The sequence below is a fragment of the Streptomyces odontomachicola genome (assembly GCF_039605595.1).
Taxonomy (GTDB): Bacteria; Actinomycetota; Actinomycetes; order Streptomycetales; family Streptomycetaceae; genus Streptomyces.
Genome location: NZ_JBCFOK010000015.1, coordinates 35,595 through 55,238, shown reverse-complemented (window position 1 = coordinate 55,238; position 19,644 = coordinate 35,595). Strand labels below are relative to the sequence as shown.

General features: G+C 70.4%; 21 protein-coding genes. 19 read left to right on the top strand and 2 right to left on the bottom strand.

Features of this window, described 5'->3' with window-relative positions; all coding sequences use genetic code 11:
* The first annotated feature begins 346 nt into the window (after positions 1–346).
* From secY to truA, 11 genes are all read left to right on the top strand, one after another.
* Positions 347–1,660 carry a preprotein translocase subunit SecY gene (secY, locus tag ABEE00_RS25540; protein ID WP_345748007.1) on the top strand — a complete coding sequence of 438 codons (1,314 nt, stop codon included), beginning with the start codon at positions 347–349 and terminating at the stop codon, positions 1,658–1,660.
* Entirely contained in the window at positions 1,660–2,310 is a 651-nt protein-coding gene (locus ABEE00_RS25535; RefSeq protein ID WP_345748006.1) for an adenylate kinase, read from the top strand. The genes secY and ABEE00_RS25535 overlap by 1 nt, the downstream gene beginning before the upstream one ends.
* Before the next feature lie 202 nt (positions 2,311–2,512).
* A complete protein-coding gene (gene map, locus ABEE00_RS25530; protein ID WP_345748175.1) occupies positions 2,513–3,349 on the top strand; it encodes a type I methionyl aminopeptidase in 837 nt (278 codons plus the stop codon).
* Positions 3,350–3,537: 188 nt separating this feature from the next.
* Positions 3,538–3,759, top strand: a complete 222-nt coding sequence (gene infA / locus ABEE00_RS25525) for a translation initiation factor IF-1 (RefSeq protein ID WP_003948620.1) — start codon at positions 3,538–3,540, stop codon at positions 3,757–3,759.
* 70 nt (positions 3,760–3,829) lie between these two features.
* Positions 3,830–3,943: a 50S ribosomal protein L36 gene (rpmJ, locus tag ABEE00_RS25520; protein WP_003956441.1), complete on the top strand. Its 114-nt coding sequence runs from the start codon at positions 3,830–3,832 to the stop codon at positions 3,941–3,943.
* Between the two features lie 219 nt (positions 3,944–4,162).
* Positions 4,163–4,543, top strand: coding sequence for a 30S ribosomal protein S13 (rpsM, locus tag ABEE00_RS25515; protein WP_345748005.1), 381 nt, complete (start codon positions 4,163–4,165; stop codon positions 4,541–4,543).
* A 64-nt stretch (positions 4,544–4,607) separates the two neighbouring features.
* The gene (gene rpsK, locus ABEE00_RS25510; RefSeq protein WP_028433270.1) at positions 4,608–5,012 is read left to right on the top strand and encodes a 30S ribosomal protein S11; all 405 of its coding nucleotides are present in this window, start codon (positions 4,608–4,610) and stop codon (positions 5,010–5,012) included.
* A 30-nt stretch (positions 5,013–5,042) separates the two neighbouring features.
* Positions 5,043–5,669 (top strand): 30S ribosomal protein S4, encoded by a 627-nt coding sequence (rpsD, locus tag ABEE00_RS25505; RefSeq protein WP_345748004.1) that lies wholly within the window; start codon positions 5,043–5,045, stop codon positions 5,667–5,669.
* Between the two features lie 158 nt (positions 5,670–5,827).
* A complete protein-coding gene (locus ABEE00_RS25500; protein WP_030883950.1) occupies positions 5,828–6,850 on the top strand; it encodes a DNA-directed RNA polymerase subunit alpha in 1,023 nt (340 codons plus the stop codon).
* 152 nt (positions 6,851–7,002) lie between these two features.
* Positions 7,003–7,470: a 50S ribosomal protein L17 gene (rplQ, locus tag ABEE00_RS25495; protein ID WP_345748003.1), complete on the top strand. Its 468-nt coding sequence runs from the start codon at positions 7,003–7,005 to the stop codon at positions 7,468–7,470.
* Between the two features lie 96 nt (positions 7,471–7,566).
* Complete coding sequence (gene truA / locus ABEE00_RS25490; RefSeq protein WP_345748174.1) at positions 7,567–8,430, top strand: tRNA pseudouridine(38-40) synthase TruA; 864 nt, start codon at positions 7,567–7,569, stop codon at positions 8,428–8,430.
* A 32-nt stretch (positions 8,431–8,462) separates the two neighbouring features.
* On the opposite strand, the gene ABEE00_RS25485 is transcribed toward truA, so the two are convergent.
* Complete coding sequence (locus ABEE00_RS25485; protein ID WP_345748002.1) at positions 8,463–9,305, bottom strand: hypothetical protein; 843 nt, start codon at positions 9,303–9,305, stop codon at positions 8,463–8,465.
* A 68-nt stretch (positions 9,306–9,373) separates the two neighbouring features.
* Between ABEE00_RS25485 and ABEE00_RS25480 the strand changes: the two genes are divergently transcribed.
* The 4 genes from ABEE00_RS25480 to glmM all read left to right on the top strand — a co-directional run bounded on the left by ABEE00_RS25480 (position 9,374) and on the right by glmM (position 13,919).
* The gene (locus ABEE00_RS25480) at positions 9,374–10,993 is read left to right on the top strand and encodes an ABC-F family ATP-binding cassette domain-containing protein (protein WP_345748001.1); all 1,620 of its coding nucleotides are present in this window, start codon (positions 9,374–9,376) and stop codon (positions 10,991–10,993) included.
* A gap of 269 nt (positions 10,994–11,262) precedes the next feature.
* A complete protein-coding gene (gene rplM, locus ABEE00_RS25475) occupies positions 11,263–11,706 on the top strand; it encodes a 50S ribosomal protein L13 (protein ID WP_345748000.1) in 444 nt (147 codons plus the stop codon).
* Between the two features lie 43 nt (positions 11,707–11,749).
* Positions 11,750–12,256 (top strand): 30S ribosomal protein S9, encoded by a 507-nt coding sequence (rpsI, locus tag ABEE00_RS25470; RefSeq protein ID WP_345747999.1) that lies wholly within the window; start codon positions 11,750–11,752, stop codon positions 12,254–12,256.
* A gap of 304 nt (positions 12,257–12,560) precedes the next feature.
* Positions 12,561–13,919 carry a phosphoglucosamine mutase gene (gene glmM / locus ABEE00_RS25465; RefSeq protein WP_345747998.1) on the top strand — a complete coding sequence of 453 codons (1,359 nt, stop codon included), beginning with the start codon at positions 12,561–12,563 and terminating at the stop codon, positions 13,917–13,919.
* Positions 13,920–14,069: 150 nt separating this feature from the next.
* Here the strand turns inward: glmM and coaA are convergent, their stop codons facing one another.
* The gene (gene coaA, locus ABEE00_RS25460) at positions 14,070–15,026 is read right to left on the bottom strand and encodes a type I pantothenate kinase (protein WP_345747997.1); all 957 of its coding nucleotides are present in this window, start codon (positions 15,024–15,026) and stop codon (positions 14,070–14,072) included.
* 167 nt (positions 15,027–15,193) lie between these two features.
* On the opposite strand from coaA, the gene ABEE00_RS25455 reads away from it, so the two are divergent.
* From ABEE00_RS25455 to ABEE00_RS25440, 4 genes are all read left to right on the top strand, one after another.
* Positions 15,194–15,481, top strand: a complete 288-nt coding sequence (locus ABEE00_RS25455; RefSeq protein WP_345747996.1) for a hypothetical protein — start codon at positions 15,194–15,196, stop codon at positions 15,479–15,481.
* 73 nt (positions 15,482–15,554) lie between these two features.
* A complete protein-coding gene (gene glmS / locus ABEE00_RS25450) occupies positions 15,555–17,402 on the top strand; it encodes a glutamine--fructose-6-phosphate transaminase (isomerizing) (RefSeq protein ID WP_345747995.1) in 1,848 nt (615 codons plus the stop codon).
* A gap of 130 nt (positions 17,403–17,532) precedes the next feature.
* Positions 17,533–17,904 (top strand): holo-ACP synthase, encoded by a 372-nt coding sequence (locus ABEE00_RS25445; protein WP_345747994.1) that lies wholly within the window; start codon positions 17,533–17,535, stop codon positions 17,902–17,904.
* A gap of 150 nt (positions 17,905–18,054) precedes the next feature.
* Positions 18,055–19,557, top strand: a complete 1,503-nt coding sequence (locus ABEE00_RS25440) for an NAD(P)H-hydrate dehydratase (protein WP_345747993.1) — start codon at positions 18,055–18,057, stop codon at positions 19,555–19,557.
* The last annotated feature ends 87 nt before the right edge of the window (positions 19,558–19,644 follow it).

Below are 19,644 nucleotides of genomic sequence, written 5' to 3'. Positions count from 1 at the left end.
TGAGGGGTCGTTGTGCTCCGCGGGAGATCCGCGGCCCCGGCGAGCCCGGAATGTTCGCCTGAGGTTGCATCGGCCGGTAAGGTGGCCTGCGCTGCTACGCTGCCGGGCACTGTGCCCTGACTCAGGCGCTGTAGCGCGTACGACGTCGCGTCCCGCCGGGTCGCCGTCGGCACGTTGCGGGACGCCGGTACGTTGCAGCAGCTACGGGGCAGTTCGCGGACCGTCCACGGGGGCGCCCGGGGGCAGTACCGCAGCGGTCCCGCACCAAGAGCCGTAGCAAGATCCCGTATCAATACGAAGACCGTAGACCTCTCGCGTAGCGACCGCGGGGGGCGCAGGAGGCACCGTGCTCACCGCGTTCGCCCGGGCGTTCAAGACGCCCGACCTGCGCAAGAAGCTGCTTTTCACGTTGGGCATCATGGTGCTCTTCCGTCTCGGCGCGCACGTCCCGGTACCGGGCGTGAGCTTCGAGAAGGTCAACATGTGCATGCAGCAGGCCCAGGGTAGCCAGGGGCTCTTCGGCCTGGTCAACATGTTCAGCGGCGGCGCACTGCTGCAGTTGACCATCTTCGCCCTCGGGATCATGCCGTACATCACGGCGAGCATCATCCTGCAGCTGCTCGTGGTCGTGATCCCGCGGCTCGAGGCCCTGAAGAAGGAGGGCCAGGCCGGCCAGGCGAAGATCACGCAGTACACCCGTTATCTGACGATGGCGCTCGCGATCCTCCAGGCCACGGGCCTGGTGGCCACCGCGCGCAGCGGCTCGCTCTTCCCGAGCTGCCCCGTCGCCCAGCAGATCATCCCGGACCAGGGCATCTTCACCACCATCACGATGGTGATCACGATGACCGCCGGCACCGCGCTGATCATGTGGCTCGGCGAGCTGATCACCGACCGGGGCATCGGCAACGGCATGTCCATCCTGATGTTCACCTCCATCGCGGCCGGTTTCCCCGGCGCGCTGTGGGCCATCAAGAAGCAGGGCAAGCTGGCCGACGGCTGGATCGAGTTCGGCGCGGTCATCGTCTGCGGCCTCGCGATGGTCGCGCTCGTGGTCTTCGTCGAGCAGGCGCAGCGGCGGATTCCCGTGCAGTACGCGAAGCGCATGATCGGGCGCCGTTCCTACGGCGGTACGTCCACGTACATTCCGCTGAAGGTCAATCAGGCCGGTGTGATTCCCGTCATCTTCTCGTCCTCGCTGCTCTACATCCCGTCGCTGGTCGTTCAGTTCAGCGGATCCCAGGCGGGATGGGCCCAGTGGATCCGGGACAACTTCGTCAAGGGCGATCACCCCATCTACATCGCCACGTACTTCCTGCTGATTGTCTTTTTCGCCTTCTTCTACGTCGCCATCTCCTTCAACCCCGAGGAAGTTGCCGACAACATGAAGAAGTATGGTGGCTTCATCCCGGGTATCCGGGCGGGCCGTCCCACGGCTGAGTACCTGAGCTACGTGCTGAACCGCATCACCTGGCCGGGGTCGCTCTACCTGGGTCTGATCGCTCTGGTGCCTACCGTCGCGCTGATCATGTTCGGGGCTCAGCAGAACTTCCCGTTCGGCGGGACGAGCATCCTGATCATCGTGGGTGTCGGGCTTGAGACCGTGAAGCAGATCGAGAGCCAGCTTCAGCAGCGCCATTACGAAGGGTTCCTCCGCTGATGCGTATCGTCCTCGTCGGACCTCCTGGCGCGGGTAAGGGCACGCAGGCCGCGTACCTCGCCAAGAATCTGTCGATCCCGCACATCTCCACCGGAGACCTGTTCCGGGCCAACATCAGCCAGGGCACGGAGCTCGGGCAGAAGGCCCAGGAGTACATGCGGGCGGGCCAGTTGGTGCCTGACGAGGTCACCATCGGCATGGCGCGCGACAGGATGGCCGAAGGGGACGCCGCGAACGGCTTTCTGCTCGACGGCTTCCCGCGGAACATCGAGCAGGCCGAGGCCCTCGACAAGCTCCTGAAGCAGGACGGCCAGAAGCTGGACGCGGTCCTCGACCTGGAGGTCCCCGAGGACGAGGTCGTGAAGCGCATCGCGGGCCGGCGGATCTGCCGCAGCGACAGCAGCCACGTCTTCCACGTCGAGTACAGCCCTCCCAAGGAGGACGGCGTCTGCGACCACTGCGGCGGCGAGCTGTACCAGCGGGACGACGACCGCGAGGAGACCGTCCGCAAGCGGCTCGCGGTCTACCACAGCGAGACCGAGCCGATCATCGACCACTACAAGGCGCAGGACCTGGTGACGACCATCTCCGCGCTGGGCAAGGTCAGCGATGTCACCGAGCGCGCGATGCACGCGCTGGGCCGCGACTGAGCCCCACTGATCGCCTTGCGGCCGCGGTGCTCGGGTGAGCGCCGCGGCCGTATTGTGTAGTACGGGACCGTGTGAAACGGACCGATCGGACCGCCGGGTCCGGCATCCCGCGCCGCGTGCGGCGGACAGCGCGCGCCACGTCGCAGGGATGCGTTGCAGAGTGAGCAGTCTTACGAAGTCGGGCAGGGAAGGCGTCAGCCGCATGGTGGAGATCAAGACCCCGGAGCAGATCGCGAAGATGCGCCAGGCGGGGCTGGTCGTCGCCGCGATGCACCAGGCGTGCAGGGAAGCGGCCGTGCCGGGCGCGACGACGAAGGACCTGGACGAGGTCGCGGCCAAGGTGCTGGCCGACCACGGCGCCAAGCCCAACTTCCTCGGGTACGGCGGCTTCCCCGGCAACATCTGCACCTCGGTCAACGAGGTCGTGGTGCACGGCATCCCGTCCAAGGACGTGGTGCTGAAGGCCGGCGACATCATCTCCATCGACGCCGGCGCGATCATCGACGGCTGGCACGGCGACGCGGCGCTGACCGTGTTCGTCGGCGAGGGCCACTCCGCCGAGCTGCTGGAGCTGAGCCGGGTGACCGAGGAGTCCATGTGGCGCGGCCTGGCCGCGATGCGCAAGGGCAACCGCCTGGTGGACGTCTCCAAGGCGATCGAGGGCTACATCAAGCGCCAGCCCCGCCCGTCCTCCGGGCGCTACGGGATCATCGAGGACTACGGCGGCCACGGCATCGGCTCCCAGATGCACATGGACCCGCACCTGCTGAACTACGTGGACCGCAAGCGCGGCCGCGGCCCCAAGCTGGTGCCCGGCATGTGCCTGGCGATCGAGCCGATGGTGAGCCTGGGCACCGCGAAGACCCACACGCTCTCCGACGACTGGACCGTGAAGACGAACGACGGCACCTGGTCGAGCCACTGGGAGCACTCGGTCGCGCTGACCGAGGAGGGCCCGCTCGTGCTGACGGCCCCCGACGGCGGCAAGGCGAAGCTGGCCGAGCTGGGCGTGACGACCGCCCCCGACCCGCTGGGCTGAGCGCCGGTTCACCACCGGAAGCCCCTCGTACGGCGCAGTGCCCCACGGTTAATGATCTTGGCCCCCGGGGAGAATCCCCGGATTCGTCTTTCCGGGGGCCGGTGCCGTAGGATGGCCAGTCGGTCCCGGTGTCTCCGTATGCCTGGACCACCCCAGGTAGCCGATCCCGGAAGGTGAAGCGCTAGAGCATGGCCAAAAAACAAGGGGCCATCGAGATCGAGGGCACGGTCGTCGAGTCTCTGCCGAACGCGATGTTCAAGGTTGAGCTCCAGAACGGGCACCAGGTTCTCGCGCACATCAGCGGCAAGATGCGGATGCACTACATCCGTATCCTTCCCGACGACCGGGTCGTGGTGGAGCTGTCTCCCTACGACCTCACCCGCGGGCGGATCGTCTACCGCTACAAGTAGATCGACAGATCGAGCCGCGGACCTCGCCTCCCGTGAGTGCCGTGGCCTGACCCGGAGAACCTCACATCCCATGAAGGTCAAGCCGAGCGTCAAGAAGATCTGCGACAAGTGCAAGGTGATCCGCCGTCACGGCCGGGTCATGGTCATCTGCGACAACCTGCGCCACAAGCAGCGCCAGGGCTGACGCATGCCGGCCGCTCTGCGGCCGGGCCAACCTTCGCCTCTCGCATTTCTTCGCGCGACGCAAGCGACAAGTAGATACGCAGACGCCCGACCCCCCGCCGTGCTCGAGTTCGTTCATGTCGGTGGGGACGACACCTCCGGTCGGAGGCCGGAGACCCGTTCCAGGCGAACGGGGACGGCGCTGCGGCAGACCTCCGAATAGCAATCAGGAGCCACACCCATGGCACGCCTCTCAGGCGTCGACCTCCCGCGCGAGAAGCGCATCGAGGTTGCCCTCACCTACGTCTTCGGCATCGGGCGCACCCTTGCCCAGCAGACCCTGAGCGAGACCGGCGTCAACCCGGACACGCGGGTCCGCGACCTGGCCGAAGAGGACCTGGTCAAGATCAACAAGTACGTGGACGCGAACCTCCAGGTGGAGGGTGACCTCCGCCGCGAGATCCAGGCCGACATCCGCCGCAAGGTCGAGATCGGCTGCTACGAGGGTCTGCGGCACCGCCGTGGTCTCCCGGTTCACGGCCAGCGCACCAAGACCAACGCCCGCACCCGCAAGGGCCCGCGTCGCGCGATCGCCGGCAAGAAGAAGCCGGGCAAGAAGTAGTCCGCACCGGACGCGTTTCCGCGGTCCGCGTTGTAGGACCGACCACCTCCACGGGAGATATTGAATGCCTCCGAAGGGCCGTACGGCCGGCGCCAAGAAGGTGCGCCGCAAGGACAAGAAGAACGTCCCCGCCGGGCACGCTCACATCAAGAGCACGTTCAACAACACCATCGTCTCGATCACGGACCCGACCGGGAACGTGATCTCCTGGGCCTCCGCCGGCCACGTCGGCTTCAAGGGCTCGCGCAAGTCGACGCCGTTCGCTGCGCAGATGGCGGCCGAGAACGCCGCGCGTCGGGCGCAGGAGCACGGCATGCGGAAGGTCGACGTGTTCGTCAAGGGTCCCGGCTCCGGCCGTGAGACCGCGATCCGCTCCCTCCAGGCCACCGGCCTCGAGGTCGGCTCGATCCAGGACGTCACGCCGACTCCGCACAACGGCTGCCGTCCGCCGAAGCGTCGTCGGGTCTGACGACCAGCTGACATAGGAGACAACTAGAAAATGGCGCGTTACACCGGGGCCGACTGCAAGCGTTGCCGTCGGGAAAAGCAGAAGCTCTTCCTCAAGGGGAGCAAGTGCGAGAGCGCGAAGTGCCCGATCGAGATCCGTCCTTACCCCCCGGGTGAGCACGGGCGCGGGCGCACCAAGGACTCCGAGTACCTCCTGCAGAAGCGGGAGAAGCAGAAGGCTGCGCGTATCTACGGAGTTCTTGAGAAGCAGTTCCGCGGGTATTTCAACGAGGCCAACCGCGGGCAGGGCAAGACTGGCGAGAACCTGCTCCGGATCCTCGAAACCCGTCTGGACAACGTGGTCTACCGGGCCGGCTTCGCCAAGTCCCGGGACCACGCCCGTCAGCTGGTCCGCCACGGGCACATCACCCTCAACGGCCGCAAGACCGACATTCCGTCGGCGCGGGTGTCCGTGAACGACATCGTCGAGGTCCGCGAAGCCTCCAGGAACATGACGCCGTTCCAGGTGGCGCAGGCCGAGGCGGGAGAGAAGACCACTCCGGCATGGCTGGAGGTCGTCCCGTCGAAGCTGCGGATCCTCGTCCACTCGCTGCCCGAGCGCCAGGTGATCGACACCCAGGTGCAGGAGCAGCTGATCGTCGAGCTGTACTCGAAGTAGTTCGGGTCGCTCCGTAGATCGTCGGGTTCTGCCGCGAGCAGGGCTCACACCTGGATACGGGCGGAGCCGCACGGAAAGTGGGGTTCCGCCCGTACCCTTGAAGCACCGTTGTCTGGCTTGGCATCAAATAGCGGGTGCCGAAGACTGGAGTACATCCCATGCTGATCGCTCAGCGTCCCTCTCTGACCGAAGAGGTCGTGGACGAGTTCCGTTCCCGGTTCGTCATCGAGCCGCTGGAGCCGGGCTTCGGCTACACCCTCGGCAACTCCCTGCGTCGCACGCTCCTCTCCTCGATCCCCGGTGCTGCCGTGACCAGCATCCGGATCGACGGTGTCCTGCACGAGTTCTCCACCGTGCCGGGCGTCAAGGAGGACGTCACCGACCTGATCCTCAACATCAAGTCCCTCGTCGTCTCCTCGGAGCACGACGAGCCGGTCGTGATGTACCTGCGCAAGCAGGGCCCCGGCCTGGTCACCGCCGCGGACATCGCGCCGCCGGCCGGTGTCGAGGTGCACAACCCGGACCTCGTCCTCGCCACGCTGAACGGCAAGGGCAAGCTGGAGATGGAGCTGACCGTCGAGCGCGGTCGCGGCTACGTCTCCGCCGTCCAGAACAAGCAGGTGGGCCAGGAGATCGGCCGCATCCCGGTCGACTCCATCTACTCCCCGGTGCTCAAGGTCACGTACAAGGTCGAGGCGACCCGTGTCGAGCAGCGCACCGACTTCGACAAGCTGATCGTCGACGTCGAGACCAAGCAGGCCATGCGTCCCCGTGACGCCATGGCGTCGGCCGGCAAGACCCTGGTCGAGCTGTTCGGTCTGGCGCGCGAGCTCAACGTCGACGCCGAGGGCATCGACATGGGCCCGTCGCCGACGGACGCGGCGCTGGCCGCGGACCTGGCGCTGCCGATCGAGGAGCTGGAGCTCACGGTCCGCTCCTACAACTGCCTCAAGCGCGAGGGCATCCACTCCGTGGGTGAGCTCGTGGCGCGCTCCGAGGCCGACCTGCTCGACATCCGCAACTTCGGTGCGAAGTCGATCGACGAGGTCAAGGCGAAGCTGGCCGGCATGGGCCTGGCCCTCAAGGACAGCCCGCCCGGATTCGACCCGACCGCGGCCGCGGACGCCTTCGGCGCCGAGGACGACGCGGACGCGGGGTTCGTCGAGACCGAGCAGTACTGAGTCTCGACGCCGTGTGACGACGGGGAGCTGCGGACCCGCTGTGGTGTGCGCAGTTCCCCGCGCCCCTAATAGGAACCCCCGGTACCTGATACGGCCGGGACTGCCACCGGTGCCTGATACGGCCGGTGCAGGGACAACGAAGGAGAAGCACCATGCCGAAGCCCACCAAGGGTGCCCGTCTGGGCGGCAGCGCCGCGCACCAGAAGGCCATGCTGGCGAACCTCGCCACGGACCTTTTCGAGCACGGCCGCATCACCACCACCGAGGCGAAGGCCCGCCGCCTGCGCCCGGTGGCCGAGCGCCTGATCACCAAGGCGAAGAAGGGCGACCTGCACAACCGTCGCCAGGTCATGCGCACCGTCCTGGACAAGGGCGTCGTGCACACCCTCTTCACCGAGATCGCTCCGCGGTACGAGAACCGCCCGGGTGGCTACACCCGCATCACCAAGATCGGTAACCGTCGCGGCGACAACGCCCCGATGGCGGTCATCGAGCTGGTGGAGGCCCTGACCGTGCAGCAGGAGGCCGTCGGCGAGGCCGAGGCCGCCACCAAGCGCGTCGCGAAGGACGCCGAGGAGGCCAAGGCCGAGGGCGGCGAGGGCGAGAACCAGGACGCCTGAAGCGTCTGAAGTTCGCCTGACCAGGCTGGCAGCGGGCCCGTTCCCTCCGGGGGCGGGCCCGCTGGCGTGCGGTGAGAGGATCACGGAGTGAGCGGTGTGAGCGACGCGGTGGAGCCCGGCTTCGTACGGGTGCGGCTTGATCTGGCCTACGACGGCCGGGAGTTCTCCGGCTGGGCGAAGCAGAAGGGCGGGCAGCGGACCGTACAGGCCGAGCTGGAGGACGCCCTGCGCGTCGTCATGCGCCTGCCCGACCCCGTCGAGCTGACCGTCGCGGGGCGCACCGACTCGGGCGTGCACGCGCGCGGGCAGGTCGCGCACTTCGACCTGCCCGAGGACGTGTGGGCCGAGCACGGCGAGCAGCTCCGGCGCCGTCTCGCCGGGCGGCTGCCCATGGACGTGCGGGTCTTCGGGGTGAGCGAGGCGCCGCCGCACTTCAACGCGCGCTTCTCGGCGATCTGGCGGCGGTACGCGTACCGGGTCAGCGATCACCCCGGCGGCGTGGACCCGCTGCGCCGCGGCTTCGTGCTGTGGCACAACTGGCCGCTCGACATGGACGCCATGAACGAGGCGGCCCGGCAGCTCGTCGGGGAGCACGACTTCGCGGCGTACTGCAAGAAGCGCGAGGGCGCGACCACCGTCCGTACGCTGCGCGAGCTGAAGTGGGAGCGGGGCGCCGACGGTGTGTTGGAGGCGACCGTCCTCGCCGACGCCTTCTGCCACAACATGGTGCGCTCGCTCGTCGGCGCCCTGCTCTTCGTGGGCGACGGGCACAGGCCGCCGGAGTGGCCCGGCAAGGTGCTGGCGGCCGGTGTGCGGGACTCGGCGGTGCACGTCGTGCGGCCGCACGGGCTGACCCTGGAGGAGGTCGGCTACCCGGCCGACGAGGACCTGGAGGCCCGCAACCTCGCCTCCCGCAACAAGCGTTCGCTGCCGGGGAGCGCCGGCGCGGGCTGCTGCTGAAGGCCCGTACGGGAGCCTGTTACGAGGTCCCGTTACGGCGCGGGGGATGCCGTGGCCGCGTGGCCCGCCTGGTCCTTGCCGCGCTGGAGCACGCGGTCGTAGGCGTACTTGTTGGCGTCGTAGGCGGCGCGGATCGCGGCCTCGTCCTTCGGGCCCGCCTCCTTGCCGTTCGAGTGCCCGGAGATCGTGAAGATCGCATAGCGGCCCAGCGAGTCGGCCGTGGTGCGGCAGGTGACGGTCCGGCAGAAGTCGGAGACGCCCTTGCCGGGGAGCGCGACGAGGTTGGGCTGATAGCCCTTCTTCGCGGCCGTGGCCTTCCCGGTGTCCTCGAACACCGCGACGCCGACGGTCACCGCCGAGCTGCCGCGGGTCAGGGTGGTGCGGAAGACCTTGTCGCAGCCGTGCTTGGCGAGTACGGGGCCGAGCTTGGCGTGCGCGGCGTCCTTGCAGCCCTTGCTCGTGTCGACGGCGCGGCGGGTGTACTCGTTCCCGTTGACCGTGACCTTGGAGTCGGGGAACAGGGAGCGGGCGCTGAGCGGCGCCTTGTCGTGCGCCGCGTCCTTGATGAAGTCCTCGGGCGGCGGCGGTGGCGGGGCGTCGTCCTTGAAGGTCGGCTCCGGCTGGTCGGGCCCGCTGGGGATGTCCTTGGGGGAGGGCAGCGCTTCGGACGGCTTGTCGGAGGGCGTGCCTCCTCCCTCGCTGACCACCGCGAACGCCACGATGCCCGCGACCAGCGCGGTGGCCACGGCGCCGCCGCCGATCAGCAGCCAGCGCCTGCGCCTGGTGCGCGACTCCGTCCGCTCGGCGAGTGCTTCCCAGTCCGGGGTGGATGAACCGCCGGGACCCCACTGGGGTCCCCCCTGCCCAAAGCTCATGGGGCGCATCTTATGCGGTGGCCTTAATTGAGTTGGGCGGGCCGGAAGAGGCGGAGAGAATCAGTGCCATGGGGCATGTGGAGGTAGCGCATCTGGACTGGTTCCTGCCGGACGGGCGGGCGCTGCTCGCCGACGCCTCGTTCCGGGTGGGGGAGGGGACGCGCGCGGCGCTGGTCGGTCCGAACGGCGCGGGCAAGACGACCCTGATGCGCCTGATCTCCGGTCAGCTCACCCCGGACGCCGGCTCGGTGACGACCAGCGGGGGCACCGGCGTGATGTCCCAGTTCATCGGCTCCGTACGGGATGAGAGCACGGTGCGGGACCTCCTGGTGTCGGTGGCTCCACCGCAGATCAGGACCGCGGCAGCGGCGGTGGATGCGGCCGAGCTCGCGGTGATGGAGCGCGACGACGAACGCGCGCAGATGCAGTACGCGCAGGCGCTCGCCGACTGGGCCGAGGTGCAGGGGTACGAGGCCGAGACCCTGTGGGACATGTGCACCGTGGCCGCGCTCGGCGTGCCGTACGAGAAGGCGCAGTGGCGGCAGGTGCGCACGCTGTCCGGCGGCGAGCAGAAGCGGCTGGTCCTGGAGGCCCTGCTGCGCGGCGACGAGGAGGTGCTGCTCCTCGACGAGCCGGACAACTACCTGGACGTGCCCGGCAAGCGCTGGCTGGAGGAGCGGCTGCGGGAGACCCGCAAGACCGTGCTGTTCATCTCGCACGACCGCGAGCTGCTGGCCCGCGCGGCCGACCGGATCGTGAGCGTGGAGCCGAGCCCGGCGGGCGGCGACGTGTGGGTGCACGGCGGCGGCTTCGCGACGTACCACGAGGCGCGCGAGGAGCGCTTCGAGCGCTTCGAGGAGCTGCGCAGGCGCTGGGACGAGAAGCGGGCGCAGCTCAAGAAACTGGTGCTGGACATGCAGCAGTACGCGTCCCGCAGCGACGAGATGGCCTCCCGCTATCAGGCGGCGAAGACGAGGCTGCGCAAGTTCGAGGAGGCCGGGCCGCCGCCTGAGCCGCCGCGCAAGCAGCAGGTGACGATGCGGCTGCGCGGCGGACGTACCGGCGTACGGGCCGTGACCTGCAAGGACCTGGAGCTGACCGGCCTGATGAAGCCGTTCGGCCTGGAGGTCTTCTACGGGGAGCGGGTCGCGGTGCTCGGCTCCAACGGCTCGGGGAAGTCCCACTTCCTGCGGCTCCTCGCGGGCGGCGAGGTGCCGCACACCGGCGAGTGGAAGCTGGGCGCCCGCGTCGTGCCGGGGCACTTCGCGCAGACCCACGCACACCCCGAGCTGGAGGGCCGCAGCCTCCTGGACATCCTGTGGAAGGAGCACGCGAAGGGCACGGGCCCGGCGATGTCGGCGCTGCGCAGGTACGAGCTGACCGGGCAGGCCGAGCAGCGCTTCGAGCGGCTCTCGGGCGGCCAGCAGGCGCGCTTCCAGATCCTGCGCCTGGAGCTGGAGGGCGCCACCGCGCTGCTCCTCGACGAGCCCACGGACAACCTCGACCTGGAGTCGGCCGAGGCGCTCCAGGAGGGCCTGGAGGCGTACGAGGGGACGGTGCTGGCGGTCACGCACGACCGCTGGTTCGCGCGCTCCTTCGACCGCTTCCTGGTCTTCGGCGCCGACGGGCGGGTGCGCGAGACCCCGGAGCCGGTGTGGGACGAGGGCCGGGTGGAGCGTTCGAGGTGAGCGGCCGCGGTGAACGCGGCGGTCGCATTTTGACCCGGATGGGTGGGGCCCGGTACTCTGCGAGGTCGTTGTGTATTGGCTTGCTCATTCTCACGTGGGGGGCCTTGCACCGGCCAACCGGCCGATGAGCAGCGACCAGCACGAGCGGCCCGCGTCACCGTGGTGCGGTCTTGGCTGTTGTGATCTGCCAGGTGGCCTTGTCAGGACCCTCCCCAAGGATCCCTTGGGGTCCGGGGAGACCCATTCACTGAGAAGCGAAGGCTACGACCGTGCGTACGTACAGCCCCAAGCCCGGCGACGTCCAGCGCCAGTGGCACATCATCGACGCGCAGGATGTCGTCCTGGGCCGTCTGGCCTCCCAGGCCGCCACGCTCCTGCGGGGCAAGCACAAGCCCGTGTACGCCCCTCACGTTGACACCGGCGACTTCGTCGTCATCATCAACGCCGACAAGGTGCACCTGTCCGGCAACAAGCGGACCCAGAAGATGGCCTACCGGCACTCCGGCTTCCCGGGCGGCCTGCGCTCCGTCCGCTACGACGAGCTGCTGGAGAAGAACCCGGAGAAGGCCGTCCAGAAGGCGATCAAGGGCATGCTGCCCAAGAACACCCTGGGCCGCCAGATGCTCTCCAAGCTGAAGGTGTACGCGGGTTCCGAGCACCCGCACGGCGCCCAGCAGCCGGTGCCGTTCGAGATCAGCCAGGTCGCGCAGTAAGTCCGGCCACACCACCTAAGACGAAAAGAAGCTGAGGAGAATCGTGGCCGAGACCACCCCTGAGACCCCCGTCGAGGGCGTCGAGGAGTACACCACCGAGACCCCCGAGGGCGCCCTGGAGGAGTTCACCTCCGAGTCGCTCGCGTCCCGCTTCGGCGAGCCGCAGCCGGCCGCCGGCGTGGGCCGCAGGAAGAACGCCGTCGCGCGTGTCCGCATCGTTCCCGGCTCCGGCCAGTGGAAGGTCAACGGGCGCACCCTGGACGGCTACTTCCCGAACAAGGTGCACCAGCAGGAGGTCAACGAGCCCTTCAAGGTGCTCGAGCTGGACGACCGCTACGACGTGGTCGCCCGCATCTCCGGCGGCGGCATCTCGGGCCAGGCCGGCGCGCTGCGCCTGGGCGTGGCCCGTGCGCTGAACGAGGCGGACGTGGACAACAACCGCGGCCCGCTGAAGAAGGCCGGCTTCCTGACCCGCGACGCGCGCGCCGTGGAGCGGAAGAAGGCCGGTCTCAAGAAGGCCCGCAAGGGCACGCAGTACAGCAAGCGCTGACGCCCGGCGCACGCTGCGCTGCTGCTCCGGCCGTACGGGCGGGCCCGGATCCCTCTGGGGTCCGTGGTCACGCCCGTACCCGCAGCATCGACAACGCCCCGGCGGCACGGGATCGTGCCGCCGGGGCGTTGTCTTACCCCGGGGCGCTCTCAGGGGAGACGTCAGGGGGGACCTCAGGGGGATACGGGGGATATCTGGGGGATCGCCGAGGCGGATTCGCGCGTGCGGCGGCGTATACCAGGATGGAAGGGCCGTGGCGGTGGGTGTGCCGCCCGGCCGGTCTCGAATTCGCGGAGGAAGCACGGTGGGACGACTCTTCGGTACCGACGGCGTACGCGGTGTCGCCAATGAGGGGCTGACGGCGGAGATGGCGCTCGGCCTGTCGGTCGCGGCGGCCGATGTGCTGGCCGAGGTGGGCTCCTTCGAGGACCACAGGCCGGTCGCCGTGGTGGGCCGGGACCCGCGCGCTTCGGGCGAGTTCCTGGAGGCCGCCGTGGTGGCGGGGCTGGCGAGCGCCGGCGTCGACGTGCTGCGGGTGGGCGTGCTGCCGACCCCGGCCGTCGCGTATCTCACCGGTGCGCTCGGCGCCGACCTGGGCGTGGTGCTGTCCGCGAGCCACAACGCCATGCCGGACAACGGCATCAAGTTCTTCGCGCGCGGCGGGCACAAGCTGCCCGACGCGCAGGAGGACCGCATCGAGACGCTGTATCGCGCGCACGAGGCGGGCCAGCCCTGGGACCGCCCGACCGGCGCGGGCGTGGGCCGCGTGCGGGAGTATGTCGAGGGCTTCGACAACTACGTGGCGCACCTGGTCGGCGTCCTGCCGAACCGCCTGGACGGCCTGAAGATCGTCATCGACGGCGCGAACGGCGCGGCGGCGCGGGTCTCGCCCGAGGCCTTCGCGCGCGCCGGCGCCGACGTCGTCACCATCGCCACCGACCCCGACGGGCTCAACATCAACGAGGACTGCGGCTCGACCCACCTGGCCGGGCTCCAGGCAGCGGTGGTGGAGCACGGGGCCGACCTCGGCGTCGCGCACGACGGCGACGCGGACCGCTGCCTCGCGGTCGACGCGCAGGGCAGGGAGATCGACGGCGACCAGATCCTCGCGGTGCTCGGCGTCGCGATGCGGGACGCCGGCTCCCTGCGCAAGAGCGCCGTGGTCGCCACGGTGATGTCCAACCTCGGCTTCAAGCTGGCCATGGAGCGCGAGGGCATCGAGGTGCGGCAGACCGCGGTGGGCGACCGCTATGTGCTGGAGGAGCTCAAGAGCGGGGGCTTCTCGCTGGGCGGCGAGCAGTCCGGGCACGTGATCGTGCTGGACCACGCCACGACCGGCGACGGCACGCTGACCGGGCTGATGCTGGCCGCGCGGGTCGCCGCGACGGGCAAGCCGCTGGCCGAGCTGGTCACCGTGATGGAGCGGCTGCCGCAGGTCCTGGTCAATGTGCGGGACGTGGACAAGTCGCGGGTCTCTTCCTCGCCCGAGGTGACCGAGGCGGTCGCGGCCGTCGAGGCGGAGCTGGGGGAGACGGGGCGTGTGCTGCTGCGGTCCTCGGGGACTGAGCCGCTGGTGCGGGTCATGGTCGAGGCGGCTGATGAGGAGCAGGCTCGGGGGGCCGCGGAGCGGTTGGCCGATGTCGTGAAGAGTGCGCTTGGCTGACGCCTTGCGCCGTGTGTTTTGCCTCGCGCTGCGCGCATCGGCTTGATGCGCGTTCGCGGGTGCGTGGGGGCGTTGGGTGGGCGGGTTCGCGTTCCGGTGTGCCCGCCCGTTCCGCCCCGCGGAACGGGCGCCCACACCTAGTAGCGGGGGCTAGAGCTTGCGCAGGGACAAGCGCTGTACGGCGTGGTCCGGGCCCTTGTGCAGTTGTAGCGTCGCCCGCCCTCTCGTGGGGGCGATGTTCTGCTCCAGGTTGGCGCGGTTGATCGTGCGCCAGGTGTTGCGGGCGTAGTCCAGGGCCTCTTCCTCGGAGACCTCCGCGTACTTGTGGAAGTAGGAGCGCGGGTCCTGGAAGGCGGACTCGCGCAGCTTCCTGAAGCGGCTGAGGTACCACCGCTCGATGTCGTCGGTACGCGCGTCCACGTACACCGAGAAGTCGAAGTAGTCGGCGACCGCGACCCGGGTGCGGCCGTCCTTGCCCGGCATGGCGGGCTGCAGCACGTTCAGGCCCTCGACGATCAGGATGTCGGGGCTGTGCACGGTGAGCCGCTCGCCGGGCACGATGTCGTAGATCAGGTGGGAGTAGACCGGGGCCGTGACCTCGGGTTTTCCGGCCTTCACATCGGCCACGAAGCGGGTCAGCGCGCGCCGGTCGTAGGACTCGGGGAAGCCCTTCCTGGACATCAGGCCGCGCTGCTCCAGCTCCGCCTTGGGGAGCAGGAAGCCGTCCGTGGTGACCAGTTCCACGCGGGGGTGCTCGGGCCAGCGGGCCAGCAGGGCCTGGAGCAGGCGGGCCACCGTGGACTTGCCGACCGCCACGCTGCCCGCGACGCCGATCACGAACGGGGTGCCGCGCTGCGCGCCGCTGCCGTTGCGGCCCGCGTCGCCGAGGAACGTGTTGAGCGCCTGCCGCAGATGGTGCGTGGCGCCGACGTACAGATTGAGCAGCCGGGAGAGCGGCAGGTAGATGTCCCGGACCTCGTCCAGGTCGATCACGTCGCCGAGTCCGCGCAGCCGCTCGACCTCGTCCGCGGTGAGCGGGAGCGGCGTGCGCTCGCGCAGTGCGCTCCACTCCGCGCGCGAGAGATCCACGTAGGGCTTCGTTGACACGGCCCCATTCTCCGCCCCGGCCTGCGGCGATCTCTTCCGGGGGCGGGGTACCGGCGGTACGCGCAGGGGGCGCGGGAGCGGTGCCGGAGGAGGCGGGGCAAGGCGCACGTGACGGAAATGTGCCGGGGAGATGTGCCCGGAGCGACGGAGTCCGTTACGTTTCCGGCATGTCTGCCATCGCGAGTCGTTCATGGCTCAACTTCCGCCTGAGGAAAGGCCGTTCCACGGTTCCTTCGCCGCGTACGGGCTCGTACGACTCCTACGACGCGCACGCGGCGCGGGTCTGCTCGGACCTCAGTGACGCGCTGCCCGACGAGGACCTGACCGAGGACCCGGCCGAGGCGCTGGAGCTGTACGTCCCCGGCAGCAAGCCGCGCTGCGAGGAGGCGGAGTACCTGGAGCTGGTGGAGGACGCCGTCGACCGCATCGCGCGCGGCGACGCCGACGAGCGCTGAGCCTCCCGTAAGGCGGCCCGGGCGGGCCGGGCGGGTGATCGCCGAGGGGTGGGGCGCGGGCTAGGCTGCGCGCATGTGCGGAATCGTCGGTTACGTGGGAGGGCGCGCGGCCCTCGATGTCGTCATCGCCGGATTGCAGCGGCTGGAGTACCGGGGCTATGACTCGGCGGGTGTGGCCGTCCCCGCCGACGGGGGTCTCGCGGTCGCGAAGAAGGCGGGAAAACTCGCCAATCTGCACAAGGAACTGGCCGAACATCCGCTGCCCACCGGCGGTTCCGGCATCGGCCACACGCGCTGGGCCACGCACGGCGCGCCGAACGACGTGAACGCCCACCCGCACCTGGACAACTCGGGCCGCGTCGCGGTCGTCCACAACGGCATCATCGAGAACTTCGCCGCGCTGCGCGCCGAGCTCACCGAGCGCGGGCACGCGCTGACCTCCGAGACCGACACCGAGGTGGTCGCGCACCTGCTCGCCGAGTCCTTCTCCGCGACCGGCGACCTCGCGGAGTCCATGCGGCAGGTGTGCCGGCAGCTGGAGGGCGCGTTCACGCTGGTCGCGGCCTGCGCGGACGAGCCGGACACGGTGGTCGGAGCGCGCCGCAACTCCCCGCTGGTGGTGGGCGTCGGCGACGGCGAGAACTTCCTCGCCTCGGACGTCTCGGCGTTCATCGAGTTCACCAGGGAGGCCGTCGAGCTCGGCCAGGACCAGGTCGTCGAGGTGCGCAGGGACGCCGTGACGGTCACCGACTTCGAGGGCGCCCCCGCCGACGTACGCCCGTTCCACATCGACTGGGACGCCTCGGCCGCCGAGAAGGGCGGCTACGACTACTTCATGCTCAAGGAGATCGCCGAGCAGCCGCGCGCGGTCGCCGACACCCTGCTCGGGCGCATCGACGCGGTCGGCGAGCTCACCCTGGACGAGGTGCGCATCCCGCACTCGGTGCTGCGCGAGATCGACAAGGTCGTGATCGTGGCCTGCGGTACGGCGTACCACGCGGGGATGATCGCCAAGTACGCGATCGAGCACTGGACGCGCATCCCCTGCGAGACGGAGCTGGCCAGCGAGTTCCGCTACCGCGACCCGATCCTGGACCAGCGCACCCTGGTCATCGCGGTCAGCCAGTCCGGCGAGACCATGGACACCCTCATGGCGCTCCGGCACGCGCGCGAGCAGGGCGCCAAGGTGCTCGCCATCTGCAACACCAACGGCTCGACCATCCCGCGCGAATCGGACGCGGTGCTCTACACGCACGCCGGGCCCGAGGTCGCCGTGGCCTCCACCAAGGCGTTCCTGACCCAGCTCGTGGCCTGCTATCTGGTCGCGCTGTACCTGGGCCAGGTGCGCGGCTCCAAGTGGGGCGACGAGGTGCTCGGGGTCATCCGCGAGCTGTCGGCGATCTCCACGCAGGTCGAAGAGGTGCTGGAGACCATGGAGCCGGTGCGGGAGCTGGCGCGCGGCCTCGCGGACAAGAAGACGGTGCTGTTCCTGGGGCGGCACGTGGGCTACCCGGTCGCGCTGGAGGGCGCGCTCAAGCTCAAGGAGCTGGCGTACATGCACGCCGAGGGCTTCGCGGCCGGCGAGCTCAAGCACGGGCCGATCGCGCTGATCGAGGAGGACGTGCCGGTGGTGGTCGTGGTGCCCTCGCCGCGCGGGCGCTCGGTGCTGCACGACAAGATCGTCTCCAACATCCAGGAGATCAGGGCGCGCGGAGCCCGCACCATCGTGATCGCCGAGCAGGGCGACGAGACGGTGCGGCCGTACGCGGACCACCTGATCGAGATCCCCGCGACGCCGACGCTGCTCCAGCCGCTGGTCGCGACCGTCCCGCTCCAGGTGTTCGCGTGCGAGCTGGCGACCGCCCGGGGCAACGAGGTGGACCAGCCGCGCAATCTGGCGAAGTCGGTGACGGTGGAGTGAGCGCGGTGGCTTCGCCGGGCATTGGCGGCGTGTGGTCGCGGCTCGTTGTGGGGTCGCCGGACGCTGCGGGGTCGTCGATCTCTGTGTGGTCGCGGCTCGCTGTGTCGTCGCCGAACGCTGTGGGGTGCGTATGAGCATCATCGGTGTCGGCATCGACGTCGCCGAGATCGAGCGCTTCGGCGCCGCGCTGGAGCGCACTCCGACGATGGCCGAACGGCTCTTCGTCGAGGGCGAGTTGTGGCTGCCGAGCGGCGAGAAGCGGGGCGTCGCCTCGCTGGCCGCGCGGTTCGCCGCGAAGGAGGCGCTGGCCAAGTCGCTGGGCGCGCCCAAGGGCCTGCGCTGGACGGACGCCGAGGTGGTGACGGGCGAGGACGGCCGGCCCTCGCTGTTCGTGCGCGGCACGGTCGCCGCGCGCGCCCAGGAACTCGGCGTACGCGGCTGGCACGTCTCCCTCTCGCACGACGCGGGTGTCGCGTCGGCGGTCGTCATCGCGGAGAGCTGAGGCGCAGCCCGGGGGCCGCGCGGTGTGGGGTTCGTGCGCCGGGGGCCGTGATCCCGTACGGGCCGTGATCCCGTACGGGTCGGGTTCCCCTACGGGACGTGCCCCTCCCGCCCTCCTGCCTCCCTTCCGTCCGTCGGCCAGACTGGGCGCATGAGGACTGCGTACAGCGTGGAGACCGTACGGGCGGCCGAGCGGGAGCTGATGGCGCGGCTCCCCGAGGGCGCCCTGATGCAGCGGGCCGCGGCGGGACTGGCCGCCGCCTGCGCCGGAATGCTCGACCGGGTCTACGGCTCGCGGGTGGTGGTGCTGGCGGGCAGCGGCGACAACGGGGGCGACGCCCTGTACGCCGGCGCCCGCCTCGCCCGCCGGGGCGCCGGGGTGACGGCGGTACTGCTCTCCCCTGAGCGTGCGCACGGGGGCGGGCTCGCCGCGCTGCGCGCCGCGGGAGGGCGCGCGGTGACGGCCCCCGGCGCCGTGGTCGAGGGTGCCGTCGTGCCGGTCGCGCCGCTGCTGGAGCGGGCCGACCTGGTCCTGGACGGCATCGTCGGGATCGGCGGCAAGGGCGGACTGCGGCCGGTGGCCGTGGAGTTGATGGACCTGGTGTACGCGGCCGGCGCCCCGGTGCTCGCCGTCGACCTGCCCAGCGGCGTGGACGCGGACACCGGCGAGGTGCGCGGCGAGGCCGTACGCGCCGACGCCACCGTGACCTTCGGCGCCTACAAGCCGGGCCTGCTCATCGACCCGGCGCGCGAGCACGCGGGCGCGCTGCGGCTCGTGGACATCGGCCTCGCGCTGGGGGAGGACGCCGGGGGAGCCCCTGAGGAGTCCGGCGGGGTTCCCGAAGCCGAGGCCCTCCAGCACGCCGACGTACGGGAGTTGCTGCCGCTGCCCTCGGCGGAGAGCGACAAGTACCGGCGCGGCGTCGTGGGCGTCGCCGCCGGTTCGGCGCGCTATCCGGGTGCGGCGGTGCTCGCCGTCTCGGGGGCGCTGCGCGGGGGAGCGGGCGCGGTGCGGTACGCCGGGCCCGGCGCGGACGCCGTGATCGCGCGCTTCCCGGAGACGCTGGTCTCGCCGGGGCCGCCCTCCAAGGCCGGGCGGGTGCAGTCCTGGGTGGTCGGCCCCGGGCTGGGCGACGACCGGGAGGCCGCCGAGGCGGTCGCGGACGTGCTGGCCGCCGAGGTGCCGGTGCTGATCGACGCCGACGGGCTGCGGCTGGCGGACGAGGACGCGCTGCGCGAGCGCGCGGCACGCGGTCTTTCCACGCTGCTCACCCCGCACGCGGGGGAGGCGGCCGCGCTGCTCGGCCGGGAGCGTACGGAGGTCGAGGCGGGCCGCCTCGCCGCGGCACGCGAACTGGCCCACCGTACGGGCGCCACCGTGCTGTTGAAGGGGTCGACGACGGTCATGGCGGAGCCCTCTGGACCCGTACGGGTCAACCCCACAGGGACGGGCTGGCTCGCCACGGCGGGCAGCGGCGATGTGCTGTCCGGGCTGGTGGGCGCGCTGCTCGCCACGGGGCTCGGCACCCTGGACGCCGCCTCGGCCGGCGCCTATCTGCACGGCCTCGCGGGCCGCTTCGCCGAGCGCCCCGCGGGCGCCACGGAGGTGGCCTCGGCGCTCACGGAGGCGTGGGACGAGGTCATGAGGGACTGAGGCCCTCAGGGGAGGGGCGCCCCTTAGGGCCTTCCGACGCGCCCCTGACCCGTCCCCGAGTCGCGCCCTGACCTGCCCCCGAGCCGC